Annotated in this window: 17 protein-coding genes and 1 tRNA gene; 10 read left to right on the forward strand and 8 right to left on the reverse strand. The window is 68.1% G+C overall.

Going from position 1 to position 23,584, the window contains the following annotated elements:
- Window positions 1-38: 38 nt before the first annotated feature.
- Together MB901379_RS21950 and MB901379_RS21955 are read left to right on the forward strand one after the other, a co-directional pair.
- Window positions 39-740 carry a glycosyltransferase family 2 protein gene (locus MB901379_RS21950; RefSeq protein ID WP_158019372.1) on the forward strand — a complete coding sequence of 234 codons (702 nt, stop codon included), beginning with the start codon at window positions 39-41 and terminating at the stop codon, window positions 738-740.
- Window positions 737-1,078 carry a DUF2304 domain-containing protein gene (locus MB901379_RS21955; protein ID WP_158018530.1) on the forward strand — a complete coding sequence of 114 codons (342 nt, stop codon included), beginning with the start codon at window positions 737-739 and terminating at the stop codon, window positions 1,076-1,078. The genes MB901379_RS21950 and MB901379_RS21955 overlap by 4 nt, the downstream gene beginning before the upstream one ends.
- 15 nt (window positions 1,079-1,093) lie before the next feature.
- On the opposite strand, the gene MB901379_RS21960 is transcribed toward MB901379_RS21955, so the two are convergent.
- A complete protein-coding gene (locus MB901379_RS21960) occupies window positions 1,094-2,038 on the reverse strand; it encodes an NAD-dependent epimerase/dehydratase family protein (RefSeq protein WP_158018531.1) in 945 nt (314 codons plus the stop codon).
- 32 nt (window positions 2,039-2,070) lie between these two features.
- Between MB901379_RS21960 and MB901379_RS21965 the strand changes: the two genes are divergently transcribed.
- Window positions 2,071-3,855, forward strand: coding sequence for a hypothetical protein (locus tag MB901379_RS21965; protein ID WP_158018532.1), 1,785 nt, complete (start codon window positions 2,071-2,073; stop codon window positions 3,853-3,855).
- A gap of 129 nt (window positions 3,856-3,984) precedes the next feature.
- Window positions 3,985-6,045, forward strand: a complete 2,061-nt coding sequence (locus tag MB901379_RS21970; protein WP_158018533.1) for a PE family protein — start codon at window positions 3,985-3,987, stop codon at window positions 6,043-6,045.
- Window positions 6,046-6,083: 38 nt separating this feature from the next.
- Here the strand turns inward: MB901379_RS21970 and MB901379_RS21975 are convergent.
- Both MB901379_RS21975 and MB901379_RS21980 read right to left on the reverse strand, forming a co-directional pair.
- Window positions 6,084-6,159, reverse strand: a tRNA-Thr gene (locus MB901379_RS21975).
- Window positions 6,160-6,248: 89 nt separating this feature from the next.
- Window positions 6,249-7,454 (reverse strand): DNA polymerase III subunit delta', encoded by a 1,206-nt coding sequence (locus MB901379_RS21980; RefSeq protein ID WP_158018534.1) that lies wholly within the window; start codon window positions 7,452-7,454, stop codon window positions 6,249-6,251.
- 154 nt (window positions 7,455-7,608) lie between these two features.
- Here MB901379_RS21980 and MB901379_RS21985 point away from each other — a divergent pair, with 154 nt between their 5' ends.
- Window positions 7,609-9,213, forward strand: coding sequence for an adenylate/guanylate cyclase domain-containing protein (locus MB901379_RS21985; RefSeq protein WP_158018535.1), 1,605 nt, complete (start codon window positions 7,609-7,611; stop codon window positions 9,211-9,213).
- An 11-nt stretch (window positions 9,214-9,224) separates the two neighbouring features.
- Here the strand turns inward: MB901379_RS21985 and topA are convergent, their stop codons facing one another.
- The 3 genes from topA to cspA form a co-directional block, all read right to left on the reverse strand.
- The gene (gene topA / locus MB901379_RS21990) at window positions 9,225-12,026 is read right to left on the reverse strand and encodes a type I DNA topoisomerase (RefSeq protein ID WP_158018536.1); all 2,802 of its coding nucleotides are present in this window, start codon (window positions 12,024-12,026) and stop codon (window positions 9,225-9,227) included.
- 208 nt (window positions 12,027-12,234) lie between these two features.
- Window positions 12,235-12,813 carry a hypothetical protein gene (locus tag MB901379_RS21995; RefSeq protein WP_158018537.1) on the reverse strand — a complete coding sequence of 193 codons (579 nt, stop codon included), beginning with the start codon at window positions 12,811-12,813 and terminating at the stop codon, window positions 12,235-12,237.
- Window positions 12,814-13,032: 219 nt separating this feature from the next.
- A complete protein-coding gene (gene cspA / locus MB901379_RS22000; protein ID WP_036363014.1) occupies window positions 13,033-13,236 on the reverse strand; it encodes a cold shock protein CspA in 204 nt (67 codons plus the stop codon).
- Window positions 13,237-13,484: 248 nt separating this feature from the next.
- On the opposite strand from cspA, the gene MB901379_RS22005 reads away from it, so the two are divergent.
- The 5 genes from MB901379_RS22005 to MB901379_RS22025 all read left to right on the forward strand — a co-directional run bounded on the left by MB901379_RS22005 (window position 13,485) and on the right by MB901379_RS22025 (window position 22,925).
- Window positions 13,485-15,815, forward strand: coding sequence for a DEAD/DEAH box helicase (locus tag MB901379_RS22005; protein WP_158018538.1), 2,331 nt, complete (start codon window positions 13,485-13,487; stop codon window positions 15,813-15,815).
- A gap of 517 nt (window positions 15,816-16,332) precedes the next feature.
- Window positions 16,333-18,510 carry a PE family protein gene (locus tag MB901379_RS22010; RefSeq protein ID WP_158018539.1) on the forward strand — a complete coding sequence of 726 codons (2,178 nt, stop codon included), beginning with the start codon at window positions 16,333-16,335 and terminating at the stop codon, window positions 18,508-18,510.
- 157 nt (window positions 18,511-18,667) lie between these two features.
- Complete coding sequence (locus tag MB901379_RS22015; protein ID WP_158018540.1) at window positions 18,668-19,984, forward strand: PE family protein; 1,317 nt, start codon at window positions 18,668-18,670, stop codon at window positions 19,982-19,984.
- A gap of 111 nt (window positions 19,985-20,095) precedes the next feature.
- Window positions 20,096-21,133 (forward strand): PAS domain-containing protein, encoded by a 1,038-nt coding sequence (locus MB901379_RS22020; protein ID WP_158018541.1) that lies wholly within the window; start codon window positions 20,096-20,098, stop codon window positions 21,131-21,133.
- Between the two features lie 139 nt (window positions 21,134-21,272).
- A complete protein-coding gene (locus MB901379_RS22025) occupies window positions 21,273-22,925 on the forward strand; it encodes a PE family protein (RefSeq protein WP_158018542.1) in 1,653 nt (550 codons plus the stop codon).
- A gap of 17 nt (window positions 22,926-22,942) precedes the next feature.
- On the opposite strand, the gene MB901379_RS22030 is transcribed toward MB901379_RS22025, so the two are convergent.
- Together MB901379_RS22030 and MB901379_RS22035 are read right to left on the reverse strand one after the other, a co-directional pair.
- On the reverse strand, window positions 22,943-23,254 hold the full coding sequence (locus tag MB901379_RS22030; protein ID WP_232021937.1) for an Rv3654c family TadE-like protein: 312 nt from the start codon (window positions 23,252-23,254) through the stop codon (window positions 22,943-22,945).
- Window positions 23,255-23,285: 31 nt separating this feature from the next.
- Window positions 23,286-23,573 (reverse strand): TadE family type IV pilus minor pilin, encoded by a 288-nt coding sequence (locus MB901379_RS22035; RefSeq protein ID WP_158018544.1) that lies wholly within the window; start codon window positions 23,571-23,573, stop codon window positions 23,286-23,288.
- Window positions 23,574-23,584 lie beyond the last annotated feature (11 nt).

Genomic DNA, 23,584 nt, shown 5'->3' on the forward strand with positions numbered 1-23,584 from the left:
GATCGAGCGTGTAACTTGTGGGCTTGGATGGCCTTGAAATGGATACCGAAATGCATTACCCCGACGTCTGGATCGTCATCCCCGCCTTCAACGAAGCCGCCGTCATCGGCGACGTGATCGCCGACGTGCGGTCGGTCTTCGACCATGTCGTGTGCGTCGATGATGGCAGCACCGACGGCACGGGTGATATTGCCCTGCGCGCCGGGGCATATCTGGTGCGCCACCCGATCAATCTCGGCCAGGGTGCGGCCATTCAGACCGGCGTGGAGTACGCCCGCAAGCAGCCGGGCGCCCAGGCGTTCGCCACCTTCGACGCCGACGGCCAACATCGAGTCAAAGACCTGGCCGCCATGGTCGACCGGCTCTCCTCGGGCGACGTCGACGTCGTCATCGGAACGCGATTCGGCAGGCCCGTCGGCAGCCGACCGCCATTGCTGAAACGAATCGTGCTGCAGACCGCGGCACGGTTGAGCCGGCGAGGACGCCGGCTTGGCCTGACCGATACCAACAACGGGCTACGGGTGTTCAACAAGACCGTCGCCGACGGGCTGAACATCACCATGAGCGGCATGAGTCACGCCACCGAAATCATCATGCTGATCGCTGAAAACCATTGGCGGGTAGCGGAAGAACCGGTCGAGGTGCTCTACACCGATTACTCCAAGTCGAAAGGCCAACCGTTGCTCAACGGCGTCAATATTATCTTCGACGGGTTTTTGCGCGGAAGGATACGGCGATGAACTGGATCCAGGTGCTGTTGATCGGGTCTATCATCGCGCTGCTGTTTTACCTGCTGCGTTCGCGCCGAAGCGCGCGGTCGCGGGCCTGGGTCAAGGTCGGCTACGTCTTATTCGTGCTGGCCGGTATCTATGCGGTGCTGCGACCGGACGACACCACGGTGGTCGCCCAGTGGTTTGGGGTACGCCGCGGCACCGATCTGATGCTCTACGCGCTGATCATGGCCTTCAGTTTCACCACGCTGAGCACGTATATGCGGTTCAAGGACTTGGAGTTGCGCTACGCACGCCTGGCCCGGGCCATAGCGATCGAGGGAGCCCAGGTACCAGACCCACAGTGACCCGGCGCGCGGTAATCAGCCGGTGGGGACGTGCCGGAAGTACTCGACGGTATGGCGCACGCCGTCGATCAGCTCGACTTGTGGGCGCCAGCCCAAAACCCGTTCGGCCATGCTGATGTCGAGGCAGGACCGCTTCAAGTCACCCAACCGCGGCGGGTGGAACTCTGGGTCGTCTGGGCCGCCGACGGCCGCTGCGACCGCCGTATGCAGCTGGCGGTCCGAGGTTTCCACGCCGGTGCCGATGTTGAAGCGCTGACCGCCACCCACGTCGCCGGACGCCCGGACAAAGGCGTCGACCACGTCGTCGACGTATACGTAGTCACGGGTGTTGGTGCCATCACCGAAGACCTTGGTCGGCTGTCCCGACAGCAGCGCCTGGGCGAAGATGGCCACCACGCCGGCCTCGCCGTGCGGATCCTGGCGGGGGCCGTAGACATTGGCCGGCGCGATGTGGGAACAGTCCAACCCATAGAGATGGCGGAAGGTATTGAGGTAGATCTCCCCCGCGACCTTGCCAGCAGCATACGGTGACGCCGGGTCGGTGGGCACTTTTTCGCTCGTTGGATACTCCGGCGGAGTGCCGTAGATCGATCCCCCCGACGAGGTGTGGATGACCTTGCGGACCCCGGCGCGCCGCGCGGCCTCGGCGAGCCGCACGGTTCCGACGACGTTGACCGAGGCGTCGAGTTGAGGGTCGGCGACCGAGCGGCGGACGTCGATCTGTGCCGCCAGATGAAAGATGACTTCGGGTCGATGTTGGTCGAAAATGGCCATCAAGTCCGCGGTCACAATGTCGGCTTCGATGAAGTCATGCGCGGGGTTGTCGGCCAGATGCTCGAGGTTGGTCGCGCGACCGGTCGCAAAATTGTCCAACCCGACCACCATGTTGCCGTCCGCCAACAGACGGTCAACCAGTGTGGATCCGATGAAACCGGCTGCGCCGGTGACCAGTGCACGCACCGGCCCACCATACCGACCGGTAAGAAATAAGCATGCCCGCCCGGATCAGACCCATTCCTCGGGTCGCGTTGGCCGCCGCCGCGCTGATCACCATGCAGCTGGGGATCCGCGCGGTGCTGGCTTTCCGGGGCTATTTCTATTGGGACGATCTGATCCTGGTCGGCAGAGCCGGCACCCACGGCTTGCTGTCACCGTCCTACCTGCTCGACGATCACGATGGCCACGTGATGCCGGGCGCCTTTTTGGTCGCCGGCGCCATCATTCGGCTGGCACCGCTGAACTGGGCCGGACCGGCGATCAGCCTGGTGGCACTGCAGCTGCTGGCATCGCTGGCGCTGCTGCGCGCCCTGTACGTCATCCTCGGCTGGCGCCGGGTGTTGTTGATTCCCCTGACATTCGCCCTGTTCACGCCGCTGGGTGTGCCCGGGTTCGCGTGGTGGGCGGCCGCACTCAACTCGCTGCCGATGCTGGCGGCGCTGGCCTGGGTATGTGGCGATGCGGTCCTGCTGATCCGCACCGGCCGCCAGCGATACGCGGTGACCGGCGTCCTGGTCTACTTCACCGGCCTGCTGTTCTTCGAGAAGTCCGCGGTGATCCCATTCGTCGCCTTCGCGATCACGGCATTGCTATGCCATGTGGGTGGTGGACCAAGCGCGGTGCGCACGGTCTGGCGGGCCGGCATCCGGTTGTGGGCGACATCCGCAGCACTCACGGCCGGTTGGGTGGCGCTGTACCTATACGTTGTCGACCAGCAGCGCTGGAGTTCGGATCTGGCGATGACCTGGGATTTGCTGCGTCGTTCGATAACGCACGGGATCGTGCCCGGTCTGGCCGGCGGGCCGTGGCGGTGGGAACGTTGGGCACCGTCATCTCCGTGGGCGACACCAACACCGGTGGTAATGGCCCTGGGCTGGCTGGTGCTCCTGGGAATGCTTGGTCTGTCGCTAATCCGCAAACGACGAATCGGCCTGGTCTGGTTGACCGCCGCCGGTTATGTCGTCGCGTGCCAGGTGCCGATATACCTGATGCGCTCGTCGCGATTCACCGCCCTGGAGTTGGCCCAGACGCTGCGGTACTTCCCCGATCTGGTGGTCGTGCTGACGTTGTTGGCCGCCGTTGCGTGCACCGCACCAAGTCGGCCGTCGCGGTGGCTGGACGCCTCGCCTGCGCGAGCAGGCGCGATCATCGTGGTGGCCGCTCTCTTCCTGGCCAGCAGCCTCTACTCGACCGCGACCTTTCTGACCAGCTGGCGGGACAACCCGGCCAAGCCCTACCTGCAGAGCGCACAGGCGAGTTTGGCTATGGCACAAGCGGATTCAAACGCGTCGCTGCTTGACCAGGAGGTCGATCCGCTGGTGCTGCAGCGGGTAGCCTGGCCGGAGAACCTGGCCAGTCATATGTTCGCCCTGCTGCCGAATCGTCCCGAATTTTCCTCGGCAACAACACGATTGCGAATGTTTGACAGCACAGGGCGGCTGGTTGACGCGCGCGTGACGTGGGTCCGTACGATAGCGCCCGGCCCGGTGCCCCAGTGCGGATACTTCGCGCAGCCAGACCAGCCAGCGCGCCTGGTGCTCGACGGTCCGTTGCTGCCCGCCGATTGGACTGTGGAATTGAACTATCTGGCCAACAGTGATGGCTCGATAACGCTGGCGCTGTCCGACGGACCCGAGCGGAAGGTCCCGGTGCATCCGGGTCTCAATCGAGTCTATGCGCGGCTGCCCGGTGCCGGAGATGCGATCACGTTGCGCGCCAATACCACCGCGTTGGCGGTGTGCGTCGCGTCCGGGCCGGTAGGCTTCCTGGCTCCCGGGTAAACACCGTCGGAAATTCGGCCGCGGGTGAATTAGTTGTTTGCGAAATTTTCTCCAACACAAGAACTTTGGATCAAAATCGCGGTACCGTTGGCGCGCAGTAGTGGCGTATGCATTCCAGGGAGCGCAGCAGTGTCTTACGTGGTCGTAGCGTCAGAAATGCTGGCCTCGGTGACAACGGATTTGGGGCGTATCGATGCCGCACTCAACGCTGCGAATGTTGCTGCCGCCCTGCCAACCACCGTGTTGCAGGCCGCTGGCGCCGATGAGGTATCGGCGGCGATAGCCGCCCTATTTTCGTCGCACGGCAGCGCTTATCAGACGCTGAGCGCCCAAGCCGAGCAATTTCATCAGCGGTTCATCCAAACGCTGACCGGAGCCGGGCTGTCATACGCCAGCGCTGAAGCCGCCAACGCCGCGCCGCTGCAAACCCTGCAGCAGGGCGTCCTCGGATTGCTCAATGCTCCTACTCAAGCGCTGCTGGGCCGCCCGATTATCGGCAACGGGGCCGACGGTGCCCCGGGGAGCGGAGCAAACGGCGGAGCCGCCGGGATCTTGATCGGCAACGGCGGCAACGGCGGTTCCGGTGCGGCCGGGCAGAACGGCGGGGCCGGCGGCGATGCGGGATTGCTCGGCAGCGGCGGCACCGGCGGTGCCGGCGGGGCCGGTGCCGCCGGTGGCACCGGGGGCACCGGGGGGCTGCTGTGGGGCAATGGCGGCGCCGGCGGCCAAGGCGGGACCGCCATGGCGGGCGTCAACGGCGGCGCTCCCGGGCTGGGCGGTCATGGCGGCAACGCCATGCTGTTCGGTGACGGCGGACGCGGCGGACAGGGTGGCGCCGGGCTGGCCGGGGCCAACGGTGTCAATCCCACCCCCACGGGCCCCGCCGGAACCGGCAAGGCCGGAGCCTCCGTGGAAGGTAATGGTGCGCAAACCGGCGGAAACGGGGTCATCGGCGACCCCGGCGGACCGAACGAGTCCGGCGGCACCGGTGGGCCTGGCGGGTCTGCTACATCGACCATCGACGGGCCTGCCAAGGGGGGCGAAGGGGGTTCGGGTGGATTCGCCGGTGCGGGCGGCAACGGCGGCGATGGCGGGGCTGGCGGTAATGCCGAGACAACCTCCACCGGCAACGCCGCCGCAGGCAACGGCGGCAATGGCGCCCAGGGCGGAATTCCCGGCGGTGCGGGTGGCGACGGCGGTGACGGCGGGACAGCCAAGAGCCAGCTCGGCACGGCTCACGGCGGCAAGGGCGGCGCCGGGGGCAACGGATTCGCCACCGATGTTGCCGGGGGTGCCGGCGGCAGCGGCGGCACCGGCGGCGACGGCGGCCGGGGCGGGGTGCTGATCGGCAGCGGTGGAGCCGGCGGCGCCGGGGGCACCGGCGGGATGGGGGGTACCGGCGCTACCGGCGGTGCGGGCGGCAGCGGTGGAGCCGGCGGAGACGCTAGAGCCATCTCCGGCGCCGACGCCGTCGCCGGGGACGGCGGTACGGGCGGCGACGGCAACGCCTCCATCGCGACCGGCGGCAACGGCGGCGACGGCGGCCATGGCGGTAACGGCGGCGCCGCTGGGATGCTGTTCGGCAACGGCGGCAACGGCGGCGACGGCGGCCTCGGCGGGACGGGCGGTACCGGCGGCGCCGGCGGCAACGGCGCTATAGGCGGCAACGGCGGCAATGGCGCGGGCATAACTGCCGAAGGTGGCGCCGGCGCCGCGGCCGGCCATGGTGGGGCTTCGATGGCCACCGGCGGCGAGGGCGGCGCCGGCGGCAGGGGAGGTGACGCCGGCAACAGTGGGCTGCTGATCGGCGACGGCGGCAATGGAGGTAGCGGCGGTGTGGCTGGAAACGGTGGCGTCGGCGGTGCCGGCGGCACCGGTGCCGCGGGCGGCGACGGCGGTTCCGGGACCAACCACGGCGGCAACGGCGGCAACGGCGGCAACGGCGGCAACGGCGCGGACGGCGGTGAGGGCGGCCCCACCGGTTCGGTGGGCGGTGCGGGCACACAGGGCGGGCTACTCTTCAGCCACGCCGGGATCGACGGTTCCACGGGCGCCGCTGGCGAAGGCGGCGCCGGTGGCGCCGGAGGCGGCGCAGGGACGTTCGGTACCGGTGGTACGGGCGGCGTAGCGGGCAGCGACGGCATCGCCGGAACACCGGGCACCCCCGGCGCGACCGGCCCGCACGGCTGACTTCATCGGCTTGGGCAACCTAGCCTGACCTGCACGTTTGGAGCCGCCTAGGAGAATCGAACTCCTGACCTATTCATTACGAGTGAATCGCTCTACCGACTGAGCTAAGGCGGCGGTACCTCTATTGCTGCCCTCGTTCCGGGCGGCACGAGTCTACGGCAGGCGGGCGGGCCCACCCAAGTCCGGATCAACCCGACGAATGACTACCGCAGTTCCTGACCGATGGTGGCAACCATCGCATCGACCGCAAACTTGGGCTTGACGTTCGTCGACAGCGCTTCGCGACAGTTCAACACGGCCTCGATGCACCGCAACAACCGCTCGGGCGCGGCATGGTCGGCCAGTGCGGCGACGCGTTCCGCCATATCCGGGTGGTTCGCCCGCACCCGGTCGGCGTTGGCGGAGACCAGCAGCGCGTCGCGGAAATAGTTGGCCAAGTCAATCAGCGCCCGGTCCAGCGCATCACGCGCGGCCCGGGTTTGCCGGGATTTCTGCCGCCGTTCGAGATCTTTGATCGCGCCGGTGGCCCCGCGCATGGCGCCGGCGGTGCCCTTGCCCGTGCCACCGGCCCCGAGGGCCGTCCGTAGCTCTTCTGTCTCGGCTTCGGCGCGATCGGCCGTAAGCACCAGGGCCTCGGCTTCTGCGGCGGCAACCAGCTCCTCGGCGGCGGCATAGGCGCGCGACGGCGTCGCGGCGTCACGCACCAACCCCAATGCCCGCTCACGTCGCTGCCGGGCTTCGGGGTCGGTCGCCAGCCGTCGCGCCCGACCCACGTGGCCACCGCTGACCGCGGCCGCCCAGTTCGCGGTTTCGGCGGCCAGTCCGTCGCCGTCGATCAGCACCTGGGCGATCGCCGCGGTGGACGGCGTCACCAAGGCGACATGCCGGCATCGCGACCGCAGCGTGACCGCGATGTCTTCGGGATCGACCGACGGCGCACACAGCAGGAATACCGTCGAAGCCGGCGGCTCTTCAACCACTTTGAGCAGGGCGTTGGCCGCGCCCTCGGTCAAGCGATCGGCATCCTCGATCAGCACGATCTGGTGGCGTCCGGTGGTGGGCCGGCGAGACGCGATCTGCACGATCGCCCGCATGTCATCGACCCCGATGGATAGGCCCTCCGGAATAACCCGGCGCACGTCGGCGTGGGTCCCGGCCATCGTGGTCAGACAGGCCCGGCAGCGTCCACAGCCAGGTTCGGTGTCCGACGTGCACTGCAGCGCCGCGGCAAAGCACAGTGCGGCCACTGACCGACCCGAACCCGGTGGGCCGGTGATCAACCAGGCGTGTGTCATATTCCCGTGGCCCGCCAGGCTGTGACTGGAATCACCGCGGGCCGCGTTGGCGGCCCCAAGCAGCTCGGTTTCCACCGCCTCCTGGCCCACCAGCCGCGTAAACACCCCAGACATGACCGTCGACACTATTCGCCCGCGCCGACGGATACCGATTGGCTGCCGTTTTGCGACAAATCCGTTATCTTTTGCCTTCTTTCGGTCGGTTCCAGCGACTTGCCGGGGCGTTCGTAAGTTCCGACGAGTCCCCACCGCCCGATACGGTGGGCACATGGCTACCGTGGCAGCACTGCCCGGGCGAATCAATGCGTTCGTCCGGTGGGTCGTGCGCACCCCGTGGCCAGTGTTTTCGCTGAGCATGCTGCAGGCCGACATCATCGGGGGCCTGTTTGTGCTCGGCTTTTTGCGATACGGTCTCCCCCCACACGATCGCGTCGAGCTGCAGGATCTACCGCCACGAAATTTGGTGATCTTCATCTGCTCGGTGTTCGTCGTGTTCACCGCCGGGTTCGCCTTGAACCTCAAGCTACTGGTGCCGGTGTTTCGCTGGCAGCGCCGCGACAACCTGGTCGTCGAGGCCGACCCGTCCGCCACCGAACTGGCCCGCAGCCGCGCCCTGCGGATGCCGTTCTACCGCACGCTGATCAGCGTCGGCTCCTGGGCCGTCGGCAGCGTGGTGTTCATCCTCGCCAGCTGGTCGGTCGCCCGCTACGCCGCCCCCGTCGTCGTGGTCGCCACCGCATTGGGTGCGACCGCGACCGCGATCATCGGCTACCTACAGTCAGAGCGAGTGCTGCGCCCCGTGGCGGTCGCCGCACTGCGTAGCGGGGTACCGGAGAACCTGCGGGCACCCGGCGTCATCTTGCGGCTAATGCTGGCTTGGGTGCTATCGACCGCGGTGCCGTTGCTGGCGATCGTGCTGGCCGTGGTGTCGGACAAGATGGCCATCCTGCATGCCTCCCCGGACAAGCTGTTCAATCCCATCCTGCTGCTCGCATTGGCCGCCTTGGCGATCGGCTCGGCCAGCACGCTGTTGGTGGCCATGTCCATCGCCGATCCACTGCGGCAGCTGCGCTGGGCGCTGTCGGAGGTGCAGCGCGGCAACTACAACGCCCACATGCAGATCTACGACGCCAGTGAGCTGGGCCTACTGCAGGCGGGCTTCAACGACATGGTGCGCGACCTGTCCGAACGGCAGCGGCTGCGGGACCTCTTCGGTCGCTACGTGGGCGAAGACGTGGCTCGCCGGGCCATCGAGCGCGGCACCGAGTTAGGCGGGCAGGAACGCGACGTGGCGGTGCTGTTCGTCGATCTGGTGGGGTCAACCCAGCTGGCGGCGACACGACCGCCCGCCGAGGTGGTGCATCTGCTCAACGAGTTCTTCCGGGTGGTGGTGGACACCGTCGGCCGACACGGCGGATTCGTCAACAAATTCCAGGGTGACGCCGCGCTGGCGATCTTTGGCGCGCCGATCGAACATCCGGACGGTGCCGGTGCCGCCCTGTGCGCCGCACGCCAACTGCACGACGAACTCATCCCGGTGCTGGGTTCCGCGGAGTTCGGCATCGGGGTGTCGGCCGGCCGGGCCATCGCGGGCCACATCGGTGCCCAAGCCCGCTTCGAATACACCGTGATCGGCGATCCGGTAAACGAAGCCGCTCGTCTTACCGAATTGGCCAAACTCGAGCAGGGCCATGTGCTGGCGTCGGCGATAGCGGTCAGCGGCGCGCTCGATGCCGAGGCGCTGTGTTGGGATGTCGCCGAGGTCGTGGAGCTGCGCGGTCGGGCCGCACCGACCCAATTGGCTCGGCCGCTCAACCTAGCCGCCGCCAGTGAGGTCTCCAGCGGATCGGCGGCCGATGGCCAAAAGCCCTAGCACCCGGAAAACTAGGTGCGTTTGGCGGCCTTTTTTGCCGGTGATTTGCGAGCGGTCTTCCGGGCGGTCCGCTTGACCGGTCCGCGGGCCCGCCGGTCGGCCAGCAATTCCGAGGCCCGCTCATCGGTGATCGACGCCACGTCGTCGCCTTTACGCAGGCTGGCGTTGGTCTCGCCATCAGTGACGTAGGGTCCAAATCGCCCGTCCTTGACCACCATTGGCTTGCCCGATGCCGGATCAACGCCCAGCTCGCGCAGCGGCGGAGCCGAAGCGCTCTGTCGACCACCACGTTTGGGTTCGGCGTAAATCTTGAGCGCCTCCTCCAGGGTGATGCTGAAGATCTGATCTTCGGTGGCCAACGAGCGAGAATCGCTGCCGCGCTTGAGATACGGGCCGTACCGGCCATTCTGTGCGGTGATCTCCTCACCGGAGGCAGGGTCCACGCCCACCACCCGCGGCAGCGACAGCAGCTTGAGCGCGTCCTCGAGGGTGACCGTCTGTAGATCCATGCTGCGCAACAACGACCCGGTGCGCGGTTTCGGACCCACGGGCTTCTTTCCTTTTTTCGCCGGCTGTTCGGAACTGGCGTCAGCGGGTGGCTCCGGCAGGATCTCGGTCACGTACGGCCCGTAGCGGCCGTCCTTGGCAACGATCTCGTGGCCGGTTGCCGGATCAACCCCCAGCACACGTCCCTCTTGCGGTGTGGCGAACAGCTCTTCGGCCACATCAAGGGTCAGTTCATCGGGGGTCAGCGAGTCGTTGAGATTGGCGCGCTGCGGTTTCGGCTCACCGTCGTCGCCGGTCACCGTGCGTTCCAGATAGGCCCCGTTCTTACCCACCCGAACGTAGATGGTGCGGCCCTGCACGTCGTCAAACAATTTGATGGAGTTGACTTCTCGCGCATCAATACCCTCGAGGTTGACACCGACGAGTTTCTTCAGTCCGCCGGAGCGCGCCACCGAATCGGCCACGCCGTGGTCACCACCGAAGTAGAAATTGTTCAGCCAGTCGGTGCGCCGCTCCTGGCCCGAAGCGATCGCGTCGAGTTCGTCTTCCATCGCGGCGGTGAAGTCATAGTCGACCAGTCGACCGAAATGCTGCTCGAGCAAACCGGTTACCGCGAAAGCCACCCAGGACGGCACCAACGCGCTGCCCTTCTTGTACACATAGCCGCGGTCCTGGATGGTCTTGATGATCGACGAGTAGGTCGACGGGCGGCCGATGCCCAGCTCCTCGAGCGCCTTGACCAGCGAGGCCTCGGTGTAGCGCGCGGGCGGGTTGGTGGCATGTCCGTCGGGGGTCAGCTCGACCGCGTCCAGCCGCTGACCGGGCGTCAGATGAGGCAGCCGCCGCTCGGCGTCGTCCGCCTCACCGCCGGCCAATTCGTCCACGGTCTCCACATACGCCTTCAAGAACCCGGCGAAGGTCAGCGTGCGACCAGTGGCGGAGAACACCACCTGCCGCTCTCCCGCTCGACCTCCGATCCGCAGGCTCAGCGTGGTCCCGCGGGCGTCGGCCATCTGCGAGGCCACCGTGCGCTGCCAGATCAGCTCATAGAGCCGAAACTCGTCGCCGTCGAGTTCGCGGCGCACGGCGTCCGGGGTGGCGAACGTCTCTCCGGCGGGCCTGATGGCCTCGTGCGCCTCCTGGGCGTTTTTCACCTTGCGGGTGTATTGGCGGGCCGACGCGGCGACGTACTCCTCACCGTAGAGCTGGCGTGCCTGGTTCCGGGCCGCATTGATCGCCGACGCCGACAGGGTCGTCGAGTCGGTACGCATGTAGGTGATGTAGCCGTTCTCGTAGAGTCGCTGCGCAATGCTCATCGTCCGCTCGGCGGAGAAGCGCAACTTGCGGCTCGCTTCTTGCTGCAACGTCGACGTCATGAAGGGGGCATACGGGCGGCGGGTGTAGGGCTTTTCTTCCGCCGACGCCACGCTCAGCTGCGACCCGCGCAGGCTGGTGGCCATGGCGGTCGCGTTCGCCTCATCGAGTACCACCACTTCGTCCGCTTTGCGCAGGACGCCCAGCGAGTCGAAGTCCCGGCCGGTGGCTACCCGCAGACCGTCCACACTGGACAGCCGCGCGGAAAAGGTCGGCGGCTGGGCCTGCGGATCCGACACGCTGGCGTCCAGCGTGGCAAGGATGTCCCAATACGACGCGCTGCGGAACGCCATCCGGTCACGCTCGCGCTGCACGATGATGCGCGTGGCCACCGACTGCACCCGGCCGGCCGACAGCTTGGGCGCCACCTTCTTCCAGAGCACCGGGCTGACCTCGTAGCCGTAGAGCCGGTCCAAGATTCGGCGGGTTTCCTGCGCATCGACTAGGTCAATGTCCAGGTCGCGGGGGTTTTCGGCGGCTTCGAGGATGGCCGGCTCGGTGATCTCGTGAAAGACCATTCGCTTGACCGGTACGCGCGGTTTCAAGGTTTCCAACAGATGCCAGGCGATCGCTTCGCCCTCACGGTCACCATCCGTGGCCAGGTAGAGCTCGTCGACGTCCTTGAGCAGGCCCTTCAACTCGCTGACGGTGCTCTTTTTCTCCGGGCTGATGATGTAGAGCGGTTCGAAATCCGCGTCGACATTGACCCCGAGGCGAGCCCACGGCTCGGACTTGAACTTGGCGGGAACATCGGCGGCGGCCCGCGGTAGATCGCGAATATGGCCCCGGGACGACTCGACGATGTATCTCGGCCCCAGATAGCTGGCAAGTTTGCGTGCTTTTGTGGGCGACTCGACGATGACAAGTCGCCGGCCGCTCCCATTTCCGCCGCCGCTACGGCTTCCAGGGCCCTTCGTTTTCGGGTCAGCCAACTGCGCTTACGCTCCATCTCTCATGCCGGCCCCCCTGGCGGGACCGCACCCTTGCAGAAGGGTGCCAGGCCGGCGACGGAATTTCAGGCGAAATTCCAGCAGGCCGGCGTTCCCCGCGTGTTGGGCAACTGACAATTTCGCACCATTAGGCGGGCCCGCGCAAACCGACTGCAATCCCACTGGCCGTCGAACTGGCGTTCGCGGGCCCTTAGACGCGGGGCCACTGTGCCAACGCTTCAGCCCCGTCGGGGGGGTCCCCCACGTTCTCTACCAGGCGCGATAGCCTGCGCCGGCCGCTGATCCGAAGCGCCGGACGGGCACCTCGGGTGCCGATCAGGGTGGGCGCAATACCGATCCGCATCAACGCCGATGCCAGCGGTGAATGGGTGTCGGGTGCGTGCGGGTCAAGGCCCAACAGGTAACGGTCGGCCTCGGGACTGCCGGCCGCCAGGGTCCATGCCCGCAGCTCTCGCGGCCCGGGCAGCCAGCGCATGGGCACGGTCTTGACGGCACCCCGCGTCCACTCGTCGGCGATAGCGAGTAAGCGGGGGTCCACGCCGGTCCGCACCAGCGGGGTGTCTTCATCGGTGCGAGCGATCTCAGGTACCAAACCGGCCTCGTGCATCATGTCGGCCAGCGCAGCGGCCCGCCAAAGCTCACTGACCACCACCGACAGTCGGGCACCGGTACCAACCACGACGATTTGGCCGGAGGCGGCCAGCAGCCCGCATAGATCCTCGACCGCGGGCGGCACCGAATCCGCGGCAAAGAAGGAAAGCTGGCTCACGCCACCGACAGTAGGCCAGCAAGTCGGTTCGTGGCTTCTCCGCATCCGGCGCGGCGGACCCGGCTACGCCGCAGTGTCCGGCAACGGCGCAGCCAGCAGCGACGATTTGGGGCGGATCCACACGGTTTGGGTTGGCTCCGCGGTCGCCCGGAAACGAAAACCCCCGGCCGGACCCGCTGAACGGGATGGTGCCGGGGGTTTCGTCAGAATCTGCTCGGATCAGACGGAGCGGACTCCGGTGGCCTGGGGGCCCTTCGGGCTGTGGCCGATTTCGAATTCGACCTTCTGGTTCTCTTCTAGGGTGCGGAAGCCCGTTCCCTGGATCTCCGTGTAGTGGACAAACACATCTGCGGAACCATCCTCAGGGGCGATGAAACCGAACCCCTTCTCCGCGTTGAACCACTTCACAGTTCCCTGTGGCATTTCTCGATCTTTCCTTTTCTTCTGGGTGCGGTGCACCGCCTCTCGGTGCCCCGGGCCAAGCTGAGACCGCCATACCTCGCGGAGTCGCCGGAACTTCACCCGACCGATAACCTCGCAGGAACCGCGGCCGCAACGTCGATCCTGCGAAAGTTTTACACGAACACAGAAGCTACGACCGCAATTAGTCAATCATGTTCATCGCGTCCGCGACAGCCTGTTGCCGTCGATGAATTGTGAAGGGTTTGCAAATGGCAAGTTTCGGCGGCGAATTGCTTGCCGCCGCGCTCGCCGGTGCGCCGGCGGGTGAGCGCCCGCTACGCCACGTCGCCGAGCTGCCGGCCCGACCCGGCCGACCAAGTAGTTGGCCGGGTTGGGCCGAGCCCGATGTCGTGCGTGCGTTTATCGACCGCGGCGTGGCCGCACCCTGGTCACACCAGGTCACCGCCGCGGAGCTGGCACACCATGGTCGGCACGTGGTCGTGAGCACGGGCACCGCGTCGGGGAAATCGTTGGCGTATCAACTGCCCATCCTCAACGCACTGGCCACCGATCCCCGCAGCCGAGCGTTGTATCTGTCACCGACCAAAGCGCTCGGCCACGACCAGTTGCGTACTGCGTACGCACTGACCACTGCCGTGGCGCGACTGGGGGACGTCGCGCCGACCGCCTACGACGGTGACAGCCCTGACGAGGTGCGCCGTTTCGCTCGCGAGCGTTCTCGATGGGTGTTCTCCAACCCCGACATGGTCCACCTGTCCATCTTGGGTAACCACGCGCGCTGGGCCGTGCTACTGCGAAACCTCCGTTTCGTGGTGGTCGACGAATGTCATTATTACCGAGGCGTTTTCGGCTCCAATGTGGCGATGGTGCTGCGGCGCCTAGTACGGCTGTCCGCCCGCTATTCGGCCGACCGGGCCACCGGTCCGACGGTGATCTTCGCCAGTGCCACCACCGAATCGCCGGGCGCGACGGCCACCGAACTCATCGGCCAGCCGGTTGTGGAGATCACCGAGGATGGGTCACCCCAAGGGGCTCGCACCGTGGCACTGTGGGAGCCCGCATTGCGAACGGACCTCACCGGCGAGAACGGCGCCCCGATACGTCGGTCGGCCAATGTCGAGGCGGCGCGGGTGATGGCCGACTTGATCGTCGAGGGTGCGCAGACCCTGACGTTCGTTCGGTCGCGGCGTGCCGCAGAGCTCACCGCGATGGGCGCGCAGGCACGACTGGGCGATGTCGCCCCCCAGTTGTCGAACACGGTGGCCTCCTATCGGGCCGGCTATCTCCCCGAGGACCGCAGCGCGCTCGAGCACGCGCTGGCCGAAGGGAGACTGCGCGGCCTGGCGACTACCAACGCGCTGGAGTTGGGCGTTGACATTGCCGGGCTCGACGCAGTACTGCTAGCCGGCTTTCCGGGGACGGTCGCCTCGTTTTGGCAGCAAGCCGGCCGGTCGGGCCGTCGGGGGCAGGGTGCGCTGGTGGTGCTGATTGCCCGGGACGATCCGCTGGACACGTACTTGGTCCACCATCCGGCTGCCTTGTTAGACAAGCCGGTTGAGCGCGTGGTGATAGATCCTGGCAACCCATATCTGCTTGGCCCGCAGCTACTCTGTGCCGCAACCGAACTACCGCTTGAGGACGCCGAAATACGCGAGTGGGGCGCTGTCGACGTGGCGGACAGCCTGGTCGACGACGGTTTGTTGCGCCGGCGGTCTGGCAAGTATTTCCCGGCGCCAGGAGTGGAACCGCATGCGGCAGTGGATATTCGGGGTTCCATTGGTGGTCAGATCGTCATCGTGGAGGCCGACACCGGTCGGTTGTTGGGCAGTGCTGGCGCTGGCCAGGCGCCCGCGTCGGTCCATCCGGGCGCGGTGTATCTGCATCAGGGGGAGAGCTACGTGGTCGACTCGCTGGATGTTCAGGAGGGGATCGCCTTTGTACACGCTGAGGATCCCGGCTATGCGACGTTCGCCCGTGAGATAACCGACATCGCGCTGGCCGGGACCGGCGAGCGTTTACGCTTCGGGCCCGTCACGCTGGGTGCGGTACCGGTGACCGTCACCAACCAGGTTGTCGGCTACCTGCGCCGTCGACTTTCCGGTGAGGTCATCGACTTTGTGGAATTGGAGATGCCCCAACACGTGTTGCCCACCACGGCGGTGATGTACACGGTCGATCAGGACGCTTTGGTCGACAGCGGCATTGATGTGCCTCGAATTCCCGGTTCGCTGCATGCCGCCGAACATGCCGCGATCGGCTTGCTCCCCTTGGTTGCCAGCTGCGACCGGGGCGATATCGGCGGCATGTCGACCGCGATCGGTCCGGAGGGGTTGCCCAGCGTCTTCGTCTACGACGGCTACCCGGGTGGGGCGGGCTTCGCCGAACGCGGGTTCCGCAAGGCGGCCATCTGGTTGGGTGCCACTGCCACCGCCATCGAGTCGTGCGAGTGCCCGAATGGGTGTCCGTCGTGCGTGCAATCCCCCAAATGCGGCAATGCCAATGATCCACTGGACAAGGCCGGCGCGGTGCGGGTGCTGCGACTGGTGATCAGGGAGTTGGCTGCGGATGACGCCGGGTAATCCGGAGCGCGACAGCAGCCGATAACAGGTCACTGGGCTCGCGCATCTCAAAATATCCGGCGGATGGCGACCGACCCCTCGACGGTCGACCTCCACCGACCTGCATCATGAGCGCCACTGAAGGACAACCTTCCGCGTGCCATAACACAGCGCAGTGAACGGTCGGACAAACACAATCCGTTCACATTCCCGTCAATGCGGGCGCAGGCAAAACTACCTGGATGTCACTCGGCTACGCAACTCACCCGAATCCGCCCAAACGCACGTCGATGGCCAGGTAGAAGCCACATCCGGCGACCTCAACGGGCACAGAAATCACAGGCGACTCACAGACGTGACGGGGAAATCGTCGACGTGTCGCGTCTCGAACACGCCGCCCGCCGGCGCCCTGCCTAAAAATCCAAGAATTTCTCGATCGAAATTCAACAACCCGCCGATACGGTGCGCGCACCGAAACCGGACCAGCGCGGTCCCGACGTAGCGGAGCGCGGCCGAATCGATCGAGAGGATGTTTTCGATGTCGCTTATTACTGCGGTGCCCGAGGCAATGTTGTCGGCCGCCTCCGATCTCGCCGGTATTGGTGCCACGCTCAACGCGGCCAATGCCGCCGCGGCGGCGCCCACCACCAATCTGTTGACCGCCGCCGAGGATGAGGTGTCGCGGGCCATCGCGGCGCTGTTCGGTGCACACGGCCAGGGCTATCAAGCGGTGAGCGCCCAATTGTCGGCTTTTCACCAACGGTTCGTGTTTGCGCTGACCTGGGGGGGCGGCTCCTATGCCGGCGCAGAGGCCGTCAACGCCGCACCCTTTCAACAGTTCCTCAATCTGGTCAACGCACCCTCCGAGGCGATGCTTGGACGCCCGATGATCGGCAACGGCGCTAACGGCGCGCCCGGGACCGGACAGACCGGGGGCGACGGTGGCTGGTTGATCGGCAATGGCGGCAACGGGGGGTCGGGCATGGCCGGATCATTCGGCTCGCCCGCAACCCCCGGCGGCAACGGGGGCAACGGCGGGTTGCTGTTCGGCAACGGTGGCACCGGCGGCGCGGGAGTGGGCGGCAGCGCGCTCGGCACCGCCGGCGGCAACGGCGGCAATGCCGGGCTTTTCGGCAACGGCGGCGCTGGCGGGGTCGGCGGGACCGCCACCACGGGATTGGCCGGCGCAGGCGGTAGCGGCGGAATGGGCGGAATGTTCGGCACCGGCGGCGCCGGCGGGACCGGCGGAATCAGCAACCACGCCGGCGGAAACGGCGGCAACGGTGGCGGGGCCGGCCTATTCGGTACCGGCGGCGACGGCGGTAGCGGCGGCTTTGCCGGGTCCGGCATCGGTGGCAGCAGTGCGACCGGCGGGACGGGCGGGGCCGGCGGGAGCGCCACCGGCTTCTTCGGCTCGGGCGGGCATGGCGGACTGGGTGGGGGCAGCACCGGTACTCCTGGCGCCGGCGGCGCGGGCGGCCATGCGGGCACCAGCTTCGGCAATGGTGGCGATGGCGGCATCGGCGGGCATGGCAACACCATTGGGGGTCACGGCGGCGCAGGCGGCGACGCGGGCACAAGATTCGGCCTGGGTGGCGCCGGTGGTGCCGGTGGCTCGGCATACGGCACCGGCGGGACCGGCGGTCAAGGTGGCATGTCCGGGCTCCTTGGCACCGGCGGCAACGGCGGCAACGGCGGATTCGGTCGAGTCATCGGGGCCGCTGGCGCCAACGGCTACGGCGGGCCCATGGCGGGCACATTCAGCCTGCTCAATCAGCCGGCCGAGGCGTTGTTCGGCCGTCCGCTGATCGGCAACGGCATCAACGGTGCACCGGGCACCGGCGCCGACGGCTCAGCCGGCGGCCTGCTGTTGGGCTCCGGCGGGGCGGGCGGTTCCGGCAGCGGATACATCACCGGCGGCTCCAGCACCATCGCCGGGCAGGCCGGCGGTGCCGGTGGAGCAGGAGGCCTGTTCGGTGCCGGCGGCGCCGGCGGGGCCGGCGGAATGGGCCTCAATGGCAACGGCGGAACCGGTGGAGATGGCGGCGCCGGTGGACTGCTCGGCGCCGGAGGGGCCGGCGGCAACGGCGGTACCAGCAACTTCACCGGCGGCGCCGGGGGCAACGGTGGCGCCGGCGGACTCCTGGGCAACGGGGGGGCCGGCGGCGACGGCGCGCAAGGCAATCACGGTGGCGCCGGTGGCGACGGCGGCACCGGTGGCAGGTACGCCTCGGGCGGCAACGGCGGCGGCGGCGGCTACAGCAGTACCGGCGCCGGCGGCTCGGGCGGCGCGGGCGGTGCCGGCGATTCCGTGATCGGCAACGGCGGGGCCGGCGGCATCGGCGGCGTGGGTTCCGCCGGTGGCGTCGGCGGCAATGGCGGCGACGCAGGCTCGCAGTTCGGGTTCGGCGGCAACGGCGGCGCCGGCGGATGGGGCGCCTCCGGCGGGAACGGCGGCCACGGCGGCAACGGCGGCACGTATGGAAACGGCGGCAACGGAGGCAACGGCGGTCCGGCCACCTTCGGCGGCTCAACGCCCACCCCGCTGCACTCCGGCAATGGCGGCGACGGCGGCAACGCCGGCATGTACGGCACCGGCGGCAACGGCGGCAACGCCGGCTATCACGTGGGCAAGAGCCTTTCCGGGACACCTGGGGTCGGCGGCACCGGCGGAACCCGGGACGGCGAGAACGGCCAGGATGGACTGGCAACCTAGGCCCGAGACACCCATTCCACCCGCTGGGTCGCCGGCACGATCCGGCACCGCCGGCTGAACTTCTGCAACATCGGTATGGCTGGCCCCAGCAAGCCATACGATTCATTCGCTGAAGTCAATGACGACTAGGGCCGTATCGGCCGCGGGAGGATGTCCAATGTCGTTTCTGATTGCCTCGCCCGACATGGTGGCTACCGCGGCATCGGATTTGGCCACCATCGGTTCGACCATCCAGACGGCCAATGCCACCGCGGCTTTCCCGACTATCAGCGTGCTCGCCGCTGCCGAGGATGAGGTGTCGGCCGCGATCGCGGCCGTGTTTGGTGCGCACGCCCGCGGCTACCAGACCCTCAGCGCCCAGGCTGAGGCTTTTCACCAGCGGTTCATCCGGTCCCTCAACGTGGGCGCGGCTTCCTATGCGAGCGGCGAGGCGGCCAACGCCTCACCTCTTCAGCAGCTACTCAATGCGATTAATGCGCCATTTGAGTCGCTGACCGGTCGCCCGCTGATCGGCAACGGCGCAAACGGCGCCCCGGGCACGGGCCAAAACGGCGGTGACGGCGGTTGGCTGATCGGCAACGGCGGGGCCGGCGGATCGGGTGACGTGGCCGCTACGGGTCTGCCCGGCGGCAACGGCGGGGCCGGCGGGTTGCTGTTGGGCGTCGGCGGGGCAGGCGGCGCGGGCGGGTTTTCACCGACCGGTACCGGAGGTGGCGGCGGCAACGGCGGTGCCGGTGGACCCGGTGGGCTGCTGTTCGGCACCGGTGGTGCCGGCGGCAGCGGCGGATTTGGCGCGGGCGCCGGCGGCGCCGGAGGGCAGGGCGGATTGCTGTTCGGCAACGGCGGTGCCGGCGGCGGCGGCGGCTTCGGCGACACAGGCGGCAACGGTGGAACCGGAGGTACCGCCGGACTGTTCGGCACCGGCGGTACCGGCGGTGCCGGCGGTGGCGGCCAAAACGCGGGCGCCGGGGGCGCCGGTGGCAGCGGCGGCTACTTCGGTAATGGCGGCGCCGGTGGCAGCGGCGGGAGCGGCGGGGCCAACGGCGGCGGCGGGAACGGCGGCGCGGGCGGCCACGCGGGCATCATCGCCGGCAATGGCGGGCAGGGCGGCCAAGGCGGCGCGGCCGACGGCGGCAACGGCGGCGCGGGCGGCGACGGCGGGGACGGCGGCGCGGTCTACGGCAGCGGCGGCAACGGTGGCGCCGGCGGCACCGGCGCTAACGGCAACGGCGGCGCAGGCGGCGACGGCGGCAACGGCGGGTGGACCGGCAGCGGCGGTAACGGCGGAGACGGCGGGGAGGGCACGAATATCGGTGGTGCTGGCGGCCGCGGCGGCAGCGCCAAGCTGATCGGCGACGGCGGCAACGGCGGCAACGGCGGCGCCGGTGTGCAGGGCGGCCAGAACGGCAATGGCGGCAATGGTGGGGCCGCAGGCCAATTGCTGGGCCAGGACGGGCGGCCCGGGACCGCATAGGTCCCGAGCCTACGGGTTGCTCGCACGCATGCGCTGTGCTGCAACGAGATTCCTCGGTAATGAGGTACCCACCCGGTCAACGCGATGACTCGTACTCAGTACACTGCGCGTATGACCCACGACTGGCTGCTCGTGGAGACGCTGGGGGACGAACCGGCCGTGGTTGCGCAAGGGCGTCAACTCAAGAATCTCGTCCCAATTACCTCGTTCCTGCGCCGCAGTCCCTACCTTTCGGCGGTGCGTACCGCGATCGCTCAAACGCTGCAAACCGGCCAAAGCCTGACCAGCATCACCCCCAAAAGTGACCGCGTCATCCGCACCGAACCGGTAGTGATGTCGGATGGCCGCATCCACGGTGTGCACGTGTGGAGTGGGCCCGCCGACGAGGAACCGCCCGAGCGGCCAACCCCGGGGCCACTGAAATGGGATCTGACGCTTGGCGTCGCTACCGACACGCGAGAGTCGTTGGCCAACAGCGGCAAGAACCCCGATATCGAGGTGACCTACGGCAGAGCGTTCGCCGAGGATCTACCATCGCGGCAACTAAGTCCGAACGAAACCAAGGTTCTGGCTATGGTCGTCAAGCCGGATCCAGGTCAGACTTTATGCAGCACATGGGAACTCACTGACTGGCAGGGAGCACCAATCCGGATAGGATTTGCGGCGCGCAGTGCCATCGAACCGGGAACGGATGGCCGCGACCATCTTGTCGCGCGGGCGATCAATTGGCGTAGCGAGTCCAAGGGCACGTCCGTGCCGATGGACGATCTGGCGCAGCGAATACTCAAGGGATTGGCCCAAGCCGGCGTTCATCGGGCACTGGTCGATCTGAACACCTGGACGTTGCTGAAGTGGCTCGATGAGCCTTGCGCCTTCTACGACTGGCGAAGCACCGAAGAGAACAAACCGCGGGTGCATCCCGACGATGCGCAGGTGATGGCGACCATGACAAAAGAATTCGCCGACGGGGCAACCAGCCGGGTGCTGCGCCTGCCGGGCAACGACACCGCGTGGGTGCCGGTGCACGTCACCGTCAACCGGGTGGAACTCGAACCGGAGGCCTACGCCGGTCTGATCTCGGTGCGGCTACCCACCGATGACGAACTTGCTGCCGCCGGTCTGCCGAAAGCCGCACCGGGCACGCGCTAGATCACCGGTCCGCAAAACGGGTTGTCGGAGTTGACGAACCCCGTGACACTTGCGAAACCGTGCCCTCGCGGTCGTAGCCACGCTACGGTGATTGTCTTGCCATCACGGTAGGTCCGCCGCAGTAGGACGGGGGTGCCGAGTGTCGATTGTCACCGTAGCGCCAGAATTGCTCGCGTCGACCGCGACGGACCTAACCCGTCTCGGGTCGGTTCTCAACGCGGCCAACGCAGCTGCCGCCGCACCGACCACCACACTGCTGGCCGCGGCGCAAGACGAGGTGTCGGCCGCCGTTGCGGCGTTGTTCGAGTCGTATGCCGCGACTTATCGCGCGGCGAGCACTTACGCCGCGACGTTCCATAGTCAATTTGTGCAGACCTTGATCGCGGGCGCCGCATCGTATGCGAGCGCCGAGTCCGGCGCGGTTCAGAGTCTGCTCGACGCCATCAACTCCCCCGCCCAGGAATTGTTGGGGCGGCCGCTGATTGGTAACGGAGCGAATGGCGTCGCAGGAAGCGGGCAAGACGGTGGGCCTGGGGGGCTGTTGATCGGCAACGGCGGGTCTGGTGGCTCCGGAGCGCCCGGTCAAAACGGCGGCAACGGAGGTCCCGCTGGACTATTCGGCACCGGCGGGGCCGGGGGCGTGGGCGGATTCGGTCTTCCGGGCCAGCCGGGCGCGGCCGGCGGGGCCGGTGGCAACGGCTGGCTTTTCGGCGCAGGCGGGAATGGGGGTGCAGGCGGTGGTTCGTTGGACGGCGACGGTGGGAGCGGTGGCGCCGGCGGCGCGGGCGGGTTCCTCGGCGGCGGGGGCAACGGTGGCGTCGGCGGGGTCAGCGCCCACCACCTCGCCGGCACCGGAGGCGCCGGCGGCAGCGGCGGGGTGTTCGGCTCCGGCGGCGCCGGAGGAAACGGCGGGCAAGCCGACGAAGCCATCGGAGGCGCGGGCGGCCCAGGCGGCCGCGGCGGATTGCTTTACGGCGCCGGCGGTTCCGGAGGCGACGGCGGAAATGGCGGCGGCGATGGCGGCATGGGCGGAGTCGGCGGGACAGCGGGGCTAATCGGCTCGGGTGGCGCGGGCGGTGAGGGTGGCACCGGCCTCGCGGCCAGGGGCGGCGACGGCGGAGCCGGCGGGGCGGCCGGACTGCTCGGTACCGGCGGCAACGGCGGTAACGGCGGGACCGGCGGTAACGATGGTGGAACCGGCGCCGCCGGCGGCCACGGAGGGATGCTGGTCGGCTCCGGCGGAGCGGGCGGCGACGGCGGCAACGGCCAACCCGCGACCGGCGGGGACGGTGGGTCGGGAGGCGCGGCCGGGTTGTTGGGCACCGGTGGAGCCGGCGGAGGTGGCGGGATCGGTCACAACAAGGGAGGTGTGGGCGGCTCCGGTGGGGCCGGCCTGCTCTGGGGTGATGGCGGTTCCGGCGGCGACGGCGGCGTCGCGGGCCTCGACGGCGGAATCGGCGGTTCCGGTGGCGCCGCCGGCATACTCGTCGGCGCCGGCGGGGCGGGCGGCTCGGGCGGGTGGGGCGGCTTCAGCATCGCCGGCAACGGCGGGCACGGCGGCACCGGCGGCAAGGCAGGGCTGATCGGCAACGGTGGCAACGGCGGTGCCGGCGGGATCACCGCAGCGATCGGCAGTACCGGTGGTGATGGTGGTAACGGCGGGGACGCCTGGCTGATCGGCAATGGCGGCAACGGCGGCAACGCCGGCCCGCCCCCCCACACCGGCCAGACGGGCGTGGGCGGCCTCGGCGGGCTGCTGATCGGCGCAAACGGGATGAACGGGTCCACGTAGTCCGAGCACGAGCTTCGTCAGCTGCCGTTGACCTGCCCAGAGCCGACGGGCCCCGCACGCGCCACGGCCCGCGCGGCACCCGCGAAGGCGACCGGCACCTCCACCGTGACCACCGCGTCGAGGTTCTGCACCACGCATTGGATCTGGCCGACTCGCATCTCGTGCGCCACTTCCGTCGCCCGGGCGCAGGCCGCGGCCACCCCACGCGGCAGTCGCGCGGCCGCGCCCAGCGCGGCCAGATCGGCCACCGCCTGCGCCCGGTGACGAGCCACCACGACCGAGCCCAAATAGGCACCGGCCGCCAAGACACACAGCAGCACACCGACCATGGCTACCGCAAGAACGGTGGCTGAGCCGTGGTCATTGCGGCTCTGCGGCCGCGACAGCGTCGGCAGCAATCTCCAAATGAGGCAAGATCTTCGAATGTGTAGTGACTGAGGCGACAAGAAATTCACCATCCCGGCGTAGCTGGATTTGGGCTCCAGGCGGCGCAATTCGGCGAGCGATCTCGACTGCCAACCGTTCGTCACCACGCCCGGCGAGCCGCGCGGCCTCTCTCGCGGCGTCGATGCAACGGAGTTGCATTGACAGCGCGGTGATTGCCGCAATGCACAGCCCCAGCACCACAACTAGCGTGGCAATCGCCAAAGCGGCCTCGA

It is taken from the genome of Mycobacterium basiliense (assembly GCF_900292015.1).
Taxonomy (GTDB): domain Bacteria; phylum Actinomycetota; class Actinomycetes; order Mycobacteriales; family Mycobacteriaceae; genus Mycobacterium; species Mycobacterium basiliense.